This window comes from Burkholderia sp. EMB26, assembly GCF_024730645.1.
GTDB classification, from domain to species: Bacteria; Pseudomonadota; Gammaproteobacteria; order Burkholderiales; family Burkholderiaceae; genus Burkholderia; species Burkholderia cenocepacia.
This window is the reverse complement of the sequence record NZ_CP078070.1, coordinates 2,173,006-2,187,384: the sequence shown is the minus strand read 5'-3', so window position 1 is coordinate 2,187,384 and position 14,379 is coordinate 2,173,006. Positions and strand designations below refer to the sequence as shown.

12 protein-coding genes are annotated in these 14,379 nt (G+C 67.5%); 5 read left to right on the top strand and 7 right to left on the bottom strand.

Going from position 1 to position 14,379, the window contains the following annotated elements:
• Positions 1 to 98 precede the first annotated feature (98 nt).
• The 3 genes from KU887_RS10285 to mfd all read right to left on the bottom strand — a co-directional run bounded on the left by KU887_RS10285 (position 99) and on the right by mfd (position 5,974).
• A complete protein-coding gene (locus KU887_RS10285; RefSeq protein ID WP_059720664.1) occupies positions 99 to 1,118 on the bottom strand; it encodes a threonine/serine dehydratase in 1,020 nt (339 codons plus the stop codon).
• 60 nt (positions 1,119 to 1,178) lie between these two features.
• Positions 1,179 to 2,399 (bottom strand): acetylornithine deacetylase, encoded by a 1,221-nt coding sequence (argE, locus tag KU887_RS10280; RefSeq protein ID WP_006495598.1) that lies wholly within the window; start codon positions 2,397 to 2,399, stop codon positions 1,179 to 1,181.
• A gap of 104 nt (positions 2,400 to 2,503) precedes the next feature.
• Positions 2,504 to 5,974, bottom strand: a complete 3,471-nt coding sequence (mfd, locus tag KU887_RS10275) for a transcription-repair coupling factor (protein WP_006487997.1) — start codon at positions 5,972 to 5,974, stop codon at positions 2,504 to 2,506.
• 107 nt (positions 5,975 to 6,081) lie between these two features.
• Between mfd and ispD the strand changes: the two genes are divergently transcribed.
• A complete protein-coding gene (gene ispD / locus KU887_RS10270; RefSeq protein ID WP_034201609.1) occupies positions 6,082 to 6,792 on the top strand; it encodes a 2-C-methyl-D-erythritol 4-phosphate cytidylyltransferase in 711 nt (236 codons plus the stop codon).
• A gap of 28 nt (positions 6,793 to 6,820) precedes the next feature.
• Positions 6,821 to 7,306, top strand: a complete 486-nt coding sequence (gene ispF, locus KU887_RS10265) for a 2-C-methyl-D-erythritol 2,4-cyclodiphosphate synthase (RefSeq protein ID WP_006488015.1) — start codon at positions 6,821 to 6,823, stop codon at positions 7,304 to 7,306.
• 125 nt (positions 7,307 to 7,431) lie between these two features.
• Here the strand turns inward: ispF and KU887_RS10260 are convergent, their stop codons facing one another.
• The 4 genes from KU887_RS10260 to ompR form a co-directional block, all read right to left on the bottom strand.
• Positions 7,432 to 7,959, bottom strand: coding sequence for a carboxymuconolactone decarboxylase family protein (locus tag KU887_RS10260; protein ID WP_006478562.1), 528 nt, complete (start codon positions 7,957 to 7,959; stop codon positions 7,432 to 7,434).
• 76 nt (positions 7,960 to 8,035) lie between these two features.
• On the bottom strand, positions 8,036 to 8,584 hold the full coding sequence (locus KU887_RS10255) for a peroxiredoxin (RefSeq protein WP_006478563.1): 549 nt from the start codon (positions 8,582 to 8,584) through the stop codon (positions 8,036 to 8,038).
• Between the two features lie 189 nt (positions 8,585 to 8,773).
• Complete coding sequence (locus KU887_RS10250) at positions 8,774 to 10,135, bottom strand: ATP-binding protein (RefSeq protein ID WP_006488007.1); 1,362 nt, start codon at positions 10,133 to 10,135, stop codon at positions 8,774 to 8,776.
• A gap of 41 nt (positions 10,136 to 10,176) precedes the next feature.
• Positions 10,177 to 10,911, bottom strand: coding sequence for a two-component system response regulator OmpR (gene ompR, locus KU887_RS10245; RefSeq protein WP_006478565.1), 735 nt, complete (start codon positions 10,909 to 10,911; stop codon positions 10,177 to 10,179).
• A gap of 258 nt (positions 10,912 to 11,169) precedes the next feature.
• Here ompR and KU887_RS10240 point away from each other — a divergent pair, with 258 nt between their 5' ends.
• The 3 genes from KU887_RS10240 (at position 11,170) to KU887_RS10230 (ending at position 14,376) form a co-directional block, all read left to right on the top strand.
• Positions 11,170 to 11,448: a hypothetical protein gene (locus tag KU887_RS10240; RefSeq protein ID WP_012492681.1), complete on the top strand. Its 279-nt coding sequence runs from the start codon at positions 11,170 to 11,172 to the stop codon at positions 11,446 to 11,448.
• A 134-nt stretch (positions 11,449 to 11,582) separates the two neighbouring features.
• Positions 11,583 to 13,085 (top strand): DUF1800 family protein, encoded by a 1,503-nt coding sequence (locus KU887_RS10235; RefSeq protein WP_258250048.1) that lies wholly within the window; start codon positions 11,583 to 11,585, stop codon positions 13,083 to 13,085.
• Between the two features lie 67 nt (positions 13,086 to 13,152).
• Positions 13,153 to 14,376 (top strand): DUF1501 domain-containing protein, encoded by a 1,224-nt coding sequence (locus KU887_RS10230; RefSeq protein WP_196432866.1) that lies wholly within the window; start codon positions 13,153 to 13,155, stop codon positions 14,374 to 14,376.
• Positions 14,377 to 14,379 lie beyond the last annotated feature (3 nt).

The following is a 14,379-nucleotide window of genomic DNA, read 5'->3' as shown; positions in this document are numbered from 1 at the left end:
CGCTCAACCACTTGCGTGCGGGTCCGGCGGGTTATCAACAGGGCTGTCAACATAATCTGGGGATAACCCTAGGTTGGCCCGCACGCGCCGAGTCGGGGTCAGTGCTGCAGTTTTGCGTGCGCGAGATGCATGCCGAGCGTGGCGGGGTCGGTATTCGTGCCCGACAGCAGCACGCCGACGCGCTTGCCCTGCAGCGTTTCGCGCAGCGGGCCGAGCAGCGCGGCGAGCGCGGCCGCGCAGGCCGGCTCGACCGACAGTTTCAGGTGCGAGAACAGGAACAGCATCGCGGCGCGCAGCGCATCGTCGGAGACGGTGACGATGCGGTCGAGGTGGCGCCGGCACAGCTGGTAGCTGTATTCCTCGGTATGCGGCGCCATCAGCGAATCGGCGATCGTCTGCATCGCGCTCATCTTGATCGTGTGATTGGCCGCGAAGCTGCGGCTCATCGCGTCGGCGCCTTCCGGCTCGACGCCGTACACGTGCACGCGCGGATTCGCGAGCCGCAGCGCGGTCGCCATGCCGGCCGCGAGCCCGCCGCCGCCGATCGGCACGATCACCGCGTCGAGGTCGGGCGTCTGCGTCGCCCATTCGTAGCCGAGCGTCGCGGTGCCGAGGATCGTGTGATAGCCGTTGAATGGATGAATGAAGAAGCGGCCTTCCTCGGCCTCGATGCGCCGCACGAGGTCGAATGCCTGCGATGCGCTGCCCGCCAGCACGACTTCCGCGCGGTACTGCTTGCATTGCGCGATGCGCGTCGGGCTCGCGGTATGGAACATCACGACCTTCGCGCTGCTGCCGAGCCGCATCGCCGCATACGCGACGGCTGCCGCATGATTGCCGGCCGACACGCAGGTGACGCCCGCGTTCTTGCGGGCTTCGTCGAGCGCGAGCAGGTGCGTGAACGCGCCGCGCGCCTTGAAGCTGCCGCTCGCCTGCAGCAGCTCGAACTTGAAGTTGACGTGCGTGCCTTCGAGGGAGGGCAGGTCGGCGCGCTCGAACACGGGCGTGCGCGCGACCCACGGCGACAACGCGAAATGCTGCGCGGCGATTTCGTCGAGCGTCGGAATCGGCTCGCCGTCGATCGTCGTGTGGGCGGTGCCCTGTTGTTCAGTCGACATGACGTGGCGGGTGGCGGAGTGGGCCGACCCGCACACGCGGGCCGGCGTGGCGGGAGGCAGTCAGTGCGCGTCGACCGACATGCTGCGGATGAACTTGCGCAGGAACTGCTCGCAGCCGGCGAGCTGCGCGAGCTCGACATATTCGTTCGGCTTGTGCGCCTGCTCGATGTTGCCGGGCCCGCACACGACGCTCGGGATGCCCGCGCGGGCGAACAGGCCGGCCTCGGTGCCGTACGCGACCTTGCGCTTGTCCTGGTCGGCCGTCAGCGCGCGCACGAGCTGCGTGATCGCGGCTTGCTCGGTCGCGTCGAGGCCGGGCGCCGCGGCGATCTTCGAGAATTCGATCGCGGCGTTCGGATGTTCGCGCAGCATCTGCGGCAGCAGCGTTTCCTGCGCATACGCTTCGATGCGCGTGAAGATCTGCTCGGGATCGAGGGTCGGCAGGTTGCGGAATTCGAAGTCGAAGCGGCACTCGGCCGGCACCGTGTTGATCGCGTTGCCGCCCTGGATCGTGCTCGTCTGCGCGGTGGTGAACGGCACGTCGTACAGTTCGTCGAACGGGCCTTCGGCGCGAAAACGCTCGGCGATGTCGCGGATGTGGCAGATGAGGCGCGCCGCATACTCGATCGCGTTGAGCCCCTTCGGCGTCAGCGACGAATGCGCCGCGTGGCCGCGCACGCAGCAGCGGTACGCGTTGATGCCCTTGTGCGCGATGATCGGCCGCATGCTGGTCGGTTCGCCGACGATGCAGCCCGACGGTTGCACGCCGCGCTTCACGAGATCGGCGATCATCAACGGCGCGCCCGCGCAGCCGATTTCCTCGTCGTAGGACAGCGCGAAATGGATCGGCTTCGCGAGCTTCGTCGCCTGCATCTCGGGCAGCAGCGCGAGCGCCGCGCCGATGAAGCCCTTCATGTCGCAGGTGCCGCGGCCGTACAGGCGGCCGTCGCGGATTTCCGGCGCGAACGGGTTGCTGTCCCACTGCTGGCCGTCGACCGGCACGACGTCGGTGTGGCCCGACAGCACGATGCCGCCGTTCGTCGAGCCGTCGTGCGCGGGCACGGTGGCGAACAGGTTCGCCCAGCCGTCGCGCGGATCGTGCGTGATCGTCGACACGATGCCCTTCGCGGCGAGCGCGTCGCGCACCGTTTCGATCAGGCCGAGGTTCGGCACGCGGCTCGTCGTGTCCATCGACACGAGTTGCTTGACCCAGGGCAGGCTGACGAGCGATGCGTCGCCTTCGGTTGCGGCGGACGGCGCCGGCGCGTCGAGAGTGGACATGGCAAAACTCCGTCTGATGAATGGGAAATCATACTCAAAAACGCGCCCGCCCGCCTTCGTCGGGCGCGATGCGGTGCAGCAACGTCGCGCCCGTCAGGATTGCATCAGCGGGCCGCGACGGCCGCCCCCTGTTTCGGGCCGAGCGCGCGCAGCGTTTCCTTGATCGTCGACACGCGGATCGCGAGATCGGGCGAGCGCGTCTCGATGCGCAGCTTGTCCTGGCCCGCGAGCTTGATGTGGCGATGCTTCTGCACCATCTCGATGATCCGCATCGGGTCGATCGGCGGATTCGGCTCGAACTGCAGCCCGATCGCGACCTCGCTCGCATCGATCTTCACGATGCCGAGCGGCTTCGCGGCGATCCGCAGCCGGTGCGTCTCGACGAGCGCGTGCGCCTGCGGCGGCAGCTTGCCGAAGCGGTCGATCAGTTCCTCCTGGATGCCGTCGATCGCGTCGCCGTGCTCGCAGTTCGCGAGCCGCTTGTACAGCGACAGCCGCTCCTGCACGTCCGCGCAGTAGTCGGCCGGCAGGATCGCGGGCGCATGCAGGTTGATTTCGGTCGTCGCGGCGAGCGGGGCGGTGAGGTCGGGCTCCTTGCCGTTCTTCAGCGCCTTCACCGCGTCGTTCAGCATGTCCGTATAGAGCTGGAAGCCGATCTCGTGGATTTCGCCCGACTGCTTGTCGCCGAGCACTTCGCCGGTGCCGCGGATCTCGAGGTCGTGCATCGCGAGATAGAAGCCCGAGCCGAGTTCCTCCATCTGCTGGATCGCTTCCAGGCGGCGCTGCGCCTGCTTGGTCAGCGACTGCGGATCGTGGACCAGCAGGTACGCGTAGGCCTGGTGGTGCGAGCGGCCGACGCGGCCGCGCAACTGGTGAAGCTGCGCGAGGCCGAACTTGTCCGCGCGGTGCATGATGATCGTGTTCGCGCTCGGCACGTCGATGCCGGTCTCGATGATGGTCGTGCACAGCAGCACGTTCGCGCGCTGCGCGACGAAATCGCGCATCACGCGTTCGAGCTCGCGCTCGTGCATCTGGCCGTGCGCGATCACGATGCGCGCCTCGGGCACGAGCGCCTCGAGCATCGCCTTGCGGTTCTCGATCGTTTCGACTTCGTTGTGCAGGAAGTACACCTGGCCGCCGCGCTTGAGCTCGCGCAGCATCGCCTCGCGGATCACGCTTTCCTCCTCGCGGCGCACGAAGGTCTTGATCGCGAGCCGCTTCTGCGGTGCGGTCGCGATCACCGAGAAATCGCGCAGCCCTTCGAGCGCCATCCCGAGCGTACGCGGGATCGGCGTCGCGGTGAGCGTCAGCACGTCGACTTCCGCGCGCAGCGCCTTCAGCGCTTCCTTCTGGCGCACGCCGAAGCGGTGTTCCTCGTCGATGATCACGAGGCCGAGACGCTTGAACTGCACGTCCGACGACAGCAGCTTGTGCGTGCCGATCACGATGTCGACGCTGCCTTCGTTGATCTGCGCGATCGCCGCGTTCACTTCCTTCGCGGTCTTGAAGCGCGACAGCTCGACGATGCGCACCGGCCAGTCCGCGAAGCGGTCGGCGAAGGTCTGCGTGTGCTGCTCGGCGAGCAGCGTGGTCGGCGACAGCAGTGCGACCTGCTTGCCGCCCAGCACCGCGATGAACGCCGCGCGCAGCGCGACCTCGGTCTTGCCGAAGCCGACGTCGCCGCACACGAGGCGGTCCATCGGCTTGCCGCTCGTCATGTCGCCGATCACGGCCGCGATCGCCGCGGCCTGGTCGGGCGTTTCCTCGAAGCCGAAGCTTTCCGCGAATTTCACGTAGTCGCGCGGGTCGAGCGAGAACGCGTGGCCTTCGCGGGCCGCGCGGCGCGCGTACAGGTTCAGCAGTTCGGCGGCCGTATCGCGGATCTGCTGGGCAGCCTTGCGCTTCGCGCGCTCCCACTGGCCGGAGCCGAGCGCGTGCAGCGGCGCGCTGTCGGGATCGGCGCCGCTGTAGCGCGAGATCACGTGCAGTTGCGCGACCGGCACGTAGAGCTTGCTGTCGCCCGAGTATTCGAGATGCAGGAATTCGGTTTCGCCTTCGCCGAGATCCATCGACACGAGGCCCATGTAGCGGCCGATGCCGTGCTGCGCGTGGACGACCGGGTCGCCGACCTTCAGCTCGGACAGGTCGCGCACCATCGCGTCGACGTTGCTTGCCTGCTCCTGCCGACGACGGCCCGCGCGGCGGCCGAGCGCGCCGTACAGCTCGGTCTCGGTGACGATCGCATAGCCTTCGCCCGGCACCGCGAAGCCGTTCGCGAGCGGCGCGACGCCGAGCGCGAAGCGTTCGTCGCTTGCAAGCCAGCTCGCGAAGTCGTCGTTCGACGCGGGGCGCAGGTGGTGTTCGGCCAGCAGTTGCAGGATCGTCTCGCGGCGGCCGGCCGATTCGACCGTCAGCAGCACACGCTTGCCCGACGATTCGACGAACGTGCGCAGCGACGCGAGCGGATCGTCCGCATGGCGGTCGACGGTGAGCTCGGGCAGGGCGGTCGCCCAGCCGCCGGCCGGCTGCGCGGGCAGCACGACGCGCGCGAACGGCTTCGCGAACGCGAAGAAATCCTCGTCGGACAGGAACAGGCGCTGCGGCTCGAGGATCGGCCGCTCGCGATCGTGCGCGAGGAACGCGTGACGCTGCTTCGTGTCGGCCGTGAAGCGGCGGATCGACGCCTCGAGGTCGCCGGTGAACACGAGGTGCGCGTCCTGCGGCAGGTAGTGGAACAGCGTGGCCGTCTCGTCGAAGAACAGCGGCAGGTAATACTCGATGCCGGCCGACGGCACGCCGTTGCCGATGTCCTTGTAGATCGGCGCGCGGCTCGGGTCGCCTTCGAAGGTTTCGCGCCAGCGGCTGCGAAACGCCGTGCGCGCGGCTTCGTCGAACGGAAACTCGCGGCCGGGCAGCAGCCGCACGTCGCGCACCGGGTAGAGGCTGCGCTGCGTATCGGGATCGAACGCGCGGATCGAATCGACCTGGTCGTCGAACAGGTCGATCCGGTACGGCAGCGGCGAGCCCATCGGGTACAGGTCGATCAGCGAGCCGCGCACGCAGTATTCGCCGGGCCGCACGACCTGGCTCACGTGCTCGTAGCCGGCCAGCGTGAGTTGCGCCTTCAGCTTCGCCTCGTCGAGCCGCTCGCCCTGCGCGAACGCGAACGTGTACGCGGCCATGAACGACGCGGGCGGCATCCGGTACAGCGCGGTGGTCGCGGGCACGAGCAGGATGTCGCAGCGGCCCTCGCCGAGGTCGTGCAGCGTCGCGAGCCGCTCGGACACCAGGTCCTGGTGCGGCGAGAAGGTGTCGTACGGCAGCGTTTCCCAGTCGGGCAGCAGGCGCACGCGCGCGTCGGGCGAAAAGTAGCGGATTTCCTGCGACAGCCGCTGTGCATCGACCGCGTTCGCGCAGATCACCGCGAGGAGCGGCACGTCCTGGCGGTTGTCGGCGAGATAACGGGCGATGGCGAGCGCGTCGGCGGAGCCGTGCGCGCCGTCGAAGGCGAAACGCTGGCCGGGCTTGACGCGGGCAACGGGTGAAGCGGACGGGGTGGAAGCGTTATCTGGCATAGGGACGACAGGGGTGGCGTGCACGGGCGCAGCGCGGTGCGCCGGTCGAGACGAAAGACCTATTATAAAATCCGCTTCTCGATTTCACCTTTCCGGCGTTTCCCTTCGTGACTCCCCGACTTTTCGCCCTGATTCCCTGTGCCGGCACGGGCAGCCGTTCCGGCTCGGCCGTGCCGAAGCAATACCGCACGCTGGCCGGCCGCGCGCTGCTGCACTACACGCTCGCCGCGTTCGACGCGTGCAGCGAATTCGCGCAGACGCTTGTCGTGCTCGCGCCCGACGATTCCCATTTCGACGCCCGCCGTTTCGCTGGCCTGCGTTTCGCGGTGCGCCGCTGCGGCGGCGGCTCGCGGCAGGCGTCGGTGCTGAACGGGTTGCTGGAGCTGGCCGAATTCGGCGCGACCGACCACGACTGGGTGCTGGTGCACGACGCCGCGCGCCCGGGCATCACGCCGGAGTTGATCCGCACGCTCGTCGCGACGCTGAAGGACGACCCGGTCGGCGGCATCGTCGCGCTGCCGGTGGCCGACACGCTCAAGCGCGTGCCGGCCGGCGGCGACGCGATCGCGCGCACGGAATCGCGCGATGCGCTGTGGCAGGCGCAGACGCCGCAGATGTTCCGCATCGGCATGTTGCGCGAGGCGATCCTGCGCGCGCAGCGCGAAGGGCACGACCTGACCGACGAAGCGAGCGCGATCGAATGGGCCGGCCATACGCCGCGCGTCGTGCAGGGCAGCCTGCGCAACTTCAAGGTCACGTACCCGGAAGATTTCGCGCTCGCGGAGGCGATCCTCGCGCGTCCCGCGAACGCTTCCTGACTTTCACCCCATCTCAATCGGAACACGCATGGATTTCAGAATCGGACAAGGCTACGACGTGCACCAGCTCGTCGAAGGACGCCCTCTCATCATCGGCGGCGTGACGATTCCGTACGAGCGCGGCCTGCTCGGCCACTCGGACGCGGACGTGCTGCTGCATGCGATCACCGACGCGCTGTTCGGCGCGGCGGCGCTCGGCGACATCGGCCGCCATTTCTCCGACACGGACGCGGCGTTCAAGGGTGCGGACAGCCGCGTGCTGCTGCGCGCGTGCGCGGAGCGCGTGAAGGCGGCCGGTTTCACGATCCAGAACGTCGACAGCACCGTGATCGCGCAGGCGCCGAAGCTCGCGCCGCATATCGACGGGATGCGCGCGAACATCGCGGCGGATCTCGGGTTGCCGCTCGAGCGCGTGAACGTGAAGGCGAAGACCAACGAGAAGCTCGGCTATCTCGGCCGCGGCGAGGGGATCGAGGCGCAGGCCGCCGCGCTGCTGGTGAAGCAGGGCGGCTGACGTCCGGCCGTTGCGGCGTGCGGTTCGTGCCGCGCGCCGCGCCGCCGGAATGAAAAATGCCACGCGAATGCGTGGCATTTTCGTTTGCAGCCGCCGCGCGGCTCATGGCCGCGCGGCCGGCTCGCTCATTCGCCTTCGGCGGCGATCACCTGCGCGGCGGCGTTGATCACCGACGCGATGCGGCCCACGTCGCGCAGTTGCGTGACGGTCATCCCTTGCTCGTTCTTCAGCAGCGCATAGTGCGACTTCACGCAGAAGTGGCACTTGCCGACGATCGATGCGGCCAGCGCGTACATCTCGAACTTGCGCTTGTCGACGCCGCCGTGCGTCGCGTACGCGCCCATCCGCAATTCGGCGCGCTGCGTCTTCAGGTCGGCGTCGTCGGCCATCTCGACATACGGATACCAGGTGTTGTTCATCCCCATCAGCGCGGCCGCCGTCAGCACGGCGTTCGTCTCTTCGGGCGACAGGACGCCGGCTTCGCGAATCGTCTTGACGAGCACCGTGCTCTTCGCCGCGATGGCCGCCGCCAGCGCCACGCCGACCGCGTCCGTGCCTTCGAGCGACGAGCGCGAGATCGTGCCGTCGAGGTTCAGGCGAATGTCCTTCGCGTAGTCGGGGATACGTGCCTTAATCGAGTCGATGAATTCCATTGATATCTCCTATGGGTTGGCCGTTAAAAAAGCCCGCAGGCAGAACGCGCGCCGCGGGCTTCGTGCATTGCTGCGCTTACAGCGTTGCGCCGCCGACTGCGCGGTTGCACGGGCAGAGTTCGTCCGTTTGCAGGCCGTCCAGAATGCGCAGGACTTCTTCCGGGCTGCGGCCGACGTTCAGGTTGTTCACCGAAACGTGCTGGATCGTGTTGTCCGGGTCGACGATGAACGTTGCACGCAGGGCCACGCCGGCTTCCTTGTCGCGCACGCCGAGCTGGTCGATCAGTTCGCCCTTGACGTCGCCGAACGAGTAGTGGTTCAGCTTGTCCAGGTCCTTGTGCTCACGGCGCCATGCGAGCTTGACGAATTCGTTGTCCGAGCTGCCGCCGAGCAGGACGGCGTCGCGCTCTTCGAACTGCTTCGTGAGCTTCGCGAATTCGACGATTTCCGTCGGGCACACGAACGTGAAATCCTTCGGATAGAAGTAGATGATCTTCCACTTGCCCGGGAACGACGCTTCGGTGACGGTCTCGAACGCCGACTGGCCGTTTTCCTCGTGATTGTTGAAGCCCGGCTTCGCGGCTACGACGGTGAAAGCTTCGAGTTTATCGCCCACGGTTTTCATGCGGATACTCCTGTGTGAGTTGGGAAGAAGACTGAGTCAAGCTACCTCGGTGCTGCAACGATGATGTGACAGCATGGGCAAAACTATAACACTATTAGCAAGACGCTTCAATAGATTTTAACTAACCATCCTCATAGCTTTTGTCAACCGCCTCGATAGTGTGACGCGCAAGATGCGTGCGTGCGCGTGTCACGCGGTCGCACGCGCCTTGCCGGCGCCGGGGAATTCGAGCGTGACTTCGAGGCCGGCTTCCGGCTGGCGATTGCGCAGGCGCAGCGCGCCGCGGTAGCGGCCGACGAGCCGCAGCACGATCGCCATCCCGAGGCCCGTGCCGTCGGCCTTGGTGCGCGCGGTGTCGACGCGGTAGAACGGCCGCATCACGAGCGGCAGCTGATCCTCGGGGATGCCGGGGCCTTCGTCGCTCACCGACAGCTCGACGCGCGCATGCGACACGCGCGTCTCGAGCGTGATGCGCGAGATGCCGTCCTGCTTGCTCTGGCCGTACTTGCGCGCGTTCTCGACGAGGTTGCCGATCACGCGGCGCATGTCGGTCTCGTCGGCTTCGATGATCGCGCTCGGCGCGAGCCGCGTGCGGATCTCGACGCCGTCCTCGCCCGACACGCGCGCGGCGACTTCGTGCGCGATCGACGACAGGTCGACGGGTTCCGGCTTGCGCTGCGACGGGCGCGCGTAGTCGATGAAGGCCGCGATGATGCGGTCCATCTGTTCGATGTCGTCGACCATCGCGTCCTTGGTCGCCTGGTCGGACGGGCTCATCTCGGTTTCGAGCCGCAACCGCGCGAGCGGCGTGCGCAGGTCGTGCGAAATGCCCGCGAGCATCAGCGCGCGATCGGCTTCGAGCTGTTCGAGGTCGCGCACCATCTGGTTGAAGCTGCGGTTGGTCTCGGCCGCGACGCCCATCCCGCGCTCGGGCAGCGGCTCGGGCGCCTGGCCCGACCCGACCTGGCGCGCGGCGAGCGCGAGCCGCGAGAACGGCCGGTTCACGAGGCTCGTGATGAACGCGGAACCGAACAGCGACAGCGCGAGCGCGAACAGCCCCCAGCCGGCCCACTGCAGGCCCGTGACGTTGTCGAGCTGGTCGCGGTCGAGCGCGACCCAGTAATCGTCGTCGTCGATCTTGAAGCTGATCCACACGCCGGGAATGTCGTTGACCGACTGCGCGATCACGGTATCGTCGCCGAGGCGGCTGCGGATGTCGTGTTCGATCAGGCGGTTCAGCGATTCGTCGGGCTGCAGCTTGAATTTGTCGGTTTTCTCGCGCGGGTACACGCGCACGCCCTCGTTGCTCTCGAGATCCTGCAGCAGCGCGCGCCGCAAATCGGGATCGGAATAGAGCAGGGCGGTGCGCGTGAGCTTCACGACCGCGACGAGCTGGAGCGCGACGCGCTGCGCACGCGGCTCGCGCTCGATCACGCGAAAGCTCTGGAACCACGCGGCGAGACTGACCGAGATCAGCAGCGCGATCAGCAGGAAGGTGCGCCAGAACAGCCCGCCGAACGCGAGCTGCAGAAGGCGCCGGTCGATACGCATGGGACGGGCCGTGGACGGGGCGAAACCGGAAAGGAAAAAGCTCAGGCGGCGCCGTCCGGGATGAACACGTAGCCGAGGCCCCAGACCGTCTGGATGAAGCGCGGGCTGCCCGGATCGGGTTCGATCAGCTTGCGCAGGCGCGAGATCTGCACGTCGAGGCTGCGGTCGAACACTTCGTATTCACGGCCGCGTGCGAGTTCCATCAGCTTTTCACGTGACAGCGGCTGGCGCGGATGACGCGCGAATACTTTCAGCACCGAGAATTCGCCGGTGGTCAGCGGAATTTCCTGGCCGGACTTCGTCAGCGTGCGCGTGGCGAGATTCAGCGAGAATTCGCCGAACTCGAACACCTCGGTGGTTTCGGACGGGGCGCCCGGCAGTTCGGCCGGCGCCTGGCGACGCAGCACCGCATGAATGCGCGCGACCAGCTCGCGCGGGTTGAACGGCTTCGGCAGGTAATCGTCGGCGCCCATCTCGAGGCCGACGATGCGATCGACGTCCTCGCCCTTCGCGGTGAGCATGATGATCGGCGTGCGGTCGTTGCTGCCGCGCAGCCGGCGGCAGATCGACAGGCCGTCTTCGCCGGGCAGCATCAGGTCGAGCACGAGCAGGTCGAAACGCTCGCGTACCCAGAGCTTGTTCATCGCGGTCGCGTTTTCCGCGACATAGACGTTGAAACCCTGTTCGCCGAGGTAACGGCGCAGCAGATCGCGCAGGCGAGGGTCGTCGTCGACGACGAGAATCTTGGAGGGGTTTTTCGTTTCCATGATCGGCATCTTATCGCGAATGGGAATTGACGCACGGCCGCGTATTTTCGTGCGTTACAGTCGGTTACAAAATTTACCCGTAGTGTCGCGCCGAGTAAAGGCAGGCTATAGAGATTCCTTTACTCGAAGCCGAAATTCGGTAGATACTCCCCTGCACTCCATCTTTCATCTTTGCACACCCGAATTCCGCAGGGTTTTTCAAGTACCAGAGGTAGCCGGTTGCCGCGTGACGAAGGGAACAAATCGACCAAAGAAGCGAGGACGGTCATGCGATCTGCCCGGATTGCACTGATGCTGACGATCGCGCTTGCCGGTCCATATGCGTCGAACTTCGCGTATGCGCAGCGCCCCGAGCAGGGCGCATCGTCGCGCAAGCTGCCGCGCGGCAAAGCGCCGCAGTCCGATCGTGCCGCCGATATGACGGTCCGTTCCGCCGTGCCTCCCGATCTCGAACAGCGCCGCCGCGACGGGCACATGACGCCCGAAGAGCGGCACCTGTTGCGCCAGCACATCGAAGACGCCGTTCGCGAGCTGTACAAGCGCTGACGCGTGTCGTCGTTCGTCTTGCGCGGAAATCTCCGCGCGGAAAAAATTCGTAGCACTTTTGCCGTCAACTTTCAGGCGCCGAATGCCGTTGTACGGGCATCCGCACCGCCGGTGCGTTCCGGGAGTCCATGACGATGAAAGCGAACGCTGCCGCACCGGCGCCGTCGCCTGCGATGCAGGCGACGCTCGATGCCGACGACGCGCTGTTTTTCCTCAGTCGCACCGGTTTTTCTCCCGCGCCCGCCGAGGTCGCGCGCATCGTCGGCATGACGCGCGCGCAGGTCGTGGCCGACACGCTCGGCAATGCGCGACACGAACCCGTCACGACGTGGCCCGACTGGCTCGGCGAGTTGCCGCCGACGCGCGCGCAGCGCCAGGCGCTGACGCCCGACATGCGGCGCGACGAGCAGCGCGAGCGCAATCGCCGCTACGATGCGTTGCGCGCGGCCTGGGTCCACGAGATGGTCGCGACGCCGTCGCCGCTCACCGAGCGCATGACGCTGTTCTGGCACGGGCATTTCACGTCCGGGCAGGACAAGGTGCCGTACCCGCAGACGATGGCCGCGCAGAACGCGCTGTTTCGCCGCGAGGCGCTCGGCAACTTCGGCACGCTGCTGCACGCGGTCGCGAAGGATCCGGCGATGCTCCAGTATCTCGACGGCGCGAGCAATCGCAAGGGGCGGCCGAACGAGAATTTCGCGCGCGAGGTGATGGAGCTGTTCACGCTCGGCGAAGGGCACTACACGCAATCCGACGTGACCGAAGCCGCGCGCGCGATGACCGGCTGGACGGTCGATCCCGACACGTTGCGCTTCACGGTGCAGCCCGAGTGGCACGATACCGGCGACAAGACGATCCTCGGCGAAACCGGGCCGTTCGACGGCGACGGCTTTCTCGACATCCTGCTGAAGCGGCCGGGCACCGCGCGCTTCATCGCCGGCAAGCTGTGGCGCGAGTTCGTGTCCGATACGCCGGAACCGGGCGCAGTCGATGCGGTGGCCGAGCGGTTTCGCGCGAGCGGCTACGACATTCGCGCGGCGCTCGCCGCGCTGTGGTCGACCGACGCGTTCTGGGATCCGCGCAACCGCGGCGTGCTCGTGAAGTCGCCGGCGGAATTCGTCGTCGGGTCGGTGCGGCTGTTCGACGTCGCGTACGGCGATCCGCAGCTGCTCGCGAACACCGTGCGCACGCTCGGGCAGAACCTGTTCTATCCGCCGAACGTGAAGGGCTGGCCGGGCGGCGCGCTGTGGATCAACAGCACCACGCTGCTGTCGCGCAAGCAGTTCGTCGAGCAGTTGTTCCGCGCGACCGAAACGGTCGGCATGCGGCCGCCGGCTCGCGCGATCGCGCCGCCGCCGAACGCGCGGGCGCATGCGATGCCGGTGACCGATGCGGCGTCCGCCGCCGGCCTGCGGGACACGCCCGCGAAGCCGGCGCGCGGCGGCCTGCGCTTCGACCTCGAGCGCTGGCTGGCCCAGTATCGTGCGCGGCCGCAGGCGATCGCGGGATTGTCGACCGAGCTGCAGTTGCAGCATGCGGTGCTGCAACTCTCGCCGGTCGCGGCGATCGATACGGATTCGACCGGCAGCGCGTATCTCGAGGCGCTGCTGATGGATCCCGCCTATCAACTGAAATGATGCGAACGACGACGAAGCGGGCAGCCGCCGCGGCAAAGGTGCCCGGCGGCGAACCAAAGGATGTGCGATGAACCGACGTGATTTTCTGACGCTGACCGGCGCTGCGGCGGCGGCGGCCGGCGTGTCGATGTGGCAAGCCCCCGCGATGGCGGCCACCGTGCCGCAGGCCGGGCGAAAGCCGGCGGCCGGGTATGCGAACGTGCTGGTCCTCGTCGAGCTGAAGGGCGGCAACGACGGCCTCAACACGGTGGTGCCGTATGCCGATCCGCTGTACTACCAGTTCCGGCGCAGCATCGGCATCAAGCGCGACCAGGTGCTGCAGCTCGACGCGCAGACGGGGCTGCACCCGTCGCTCGCGCCGTTGATGCCGCTGTGGCGCGACGGGCAGGTCGCGGTCGTGCAGGGCGTCGGCTATCCGCAGCCGAACCTGTCGCATTTCCGCTCGATCGAGATCTGGGACACCGCATCGCGCTCGGATCAGTACCTCCACGAAGGCTGGCTCACGCGCACCTTCGCGCAGGCGCCGGTCCCGCCCGGTTTCGCGGCGGACGGCGTCGTGCTCGGCAGCGCCGAGATGGGGCCGCTGTCGAACGGCGCGCGCGCGATCGCGCTCGTCAATCCCGCGCAGTTCATCCGGGCGGCCCGGCTCGCCGAGCCGTCGTCGCTGCGCGAGCAGAACCCGGCGCTCGCGCACATCATCGACGTCGAGAACGACATCGTGAAGGCGGCCGACCGGCTGCGCCCGCGCGGCGGGATGCGCGAATTCAGGACGGCCTTTCCGGCCGGCGCGTTCGGCACGTCGGTCAAGACCGCGATGCAGGTGCTGGCCGCGTGCGAAGCGTCCGGGCCCGGCGCGCAGGATGGGGTCGCGGTGCTGCGCCTGACGCTCAACGGCTTCGACACGCACCAGAACCAGCCAGGGCAGCAGGCCGCGCTGCTCAAGCAGTTCGCGCAAGGGATGAGCGCGATGCGCGCGGCGTTGGTCGAACTCGGGCGCTGGAACGAGACGCTCGTGATGACGTATGCGGAATTCGGGCGGCGCGTGCGCGAGAACCAGAGCAACGGCACCGATCACGGCACGGCCGCGCCGCATTTCGTGATGGGCGGCCGCGTGGCGGGCGGCCTGTACGGTGCGCCGCCGGCGCTCGGGCGGCTCGACGGCAACGGCAACCTGCCGGTCGCGGTCGATTTCCGCCAGCTTTATGCGACCGTGCTTGGGCCGTGGTGGGGGCTCGATGCGACGCGCGTGCTGCAGCAGCGTTTCGACACGCTGCCGTTGCTGAAGGCGTGATGC

Coding starts and splice junctions, on each gene's coding strand:
- argE (WP_006495598.1), bottom strand. CDS start 2,399: ATGTCCACTCTCGACGCGCCGGCGCCGTCCGCCGCAACCGAAGGCGAC.
- KU887_RS10240 (WP_012492681.1), top strand. CDS start 11,170: ATGCGATCTGCCCGGATTGCACTGATGCTGACGATCGCGCTTGCCGGT.
- KU887_RS10235 (WP_258250048.1), top strand. CDS start 11,583: ATGAAAGCGAACGCTGCCGCACCGGCGCCGTCGCCTGCGATGCAGGCG.
- ompR (WP_006478565.1), bottom strand. CDS start 10,911: ATGCCGATCATGGAAACGAAAAACCCCTCCAAGATTCTCGTCGTCGAC.
- KU887_RS10260 (WP_006478562.1), bottom strand. CDS start 7,959: ATGGAATTCATCGACTCGATTAAGGCACGTATCCCCGACTACGCGAAG.
- KU887_RS10230 (WP_196432866.1), top strand. CDS start 13,153: ATGAACCGACGTGATTTTCTGACGCTGACCGGCGCTGCGGCGGCGGCG.
- mfd (WP_006487997.1), bottom strand. CDS start 5,974: ATGCCAGATAACGCTTCCACCCCGTCCGCTTCACCCGTTGCCCGCGTC.
- KU887_RS10250 (WP_006488007.1), bottom strand. CDS start 10,135: ATGCGTATCGACCGGCGCCTTCTGCAGCTCGCGTTCGGCGGGCTGTTC.
- KU887_RS10255 (WP_006478563.1), bottom strand. CDS start 8,584: ATGAAAACCGTGGGCGATAAACTCGAAGCTTTCACCGTCGTAGCCGCG.
- KU887_RS10285 (WP_059720664.1), bottom strand. CDS start 1,118: ATGTCGACTGAACAACAGGGCACCGCCCACACGACGATCGACGGCGAG.
- ispF (WP_006488015.1), top strand. CDS start 6,821: ATGGATTTCAGAATCGGACAAGGCTACGACGTGCACCAGCTCGTCGAA.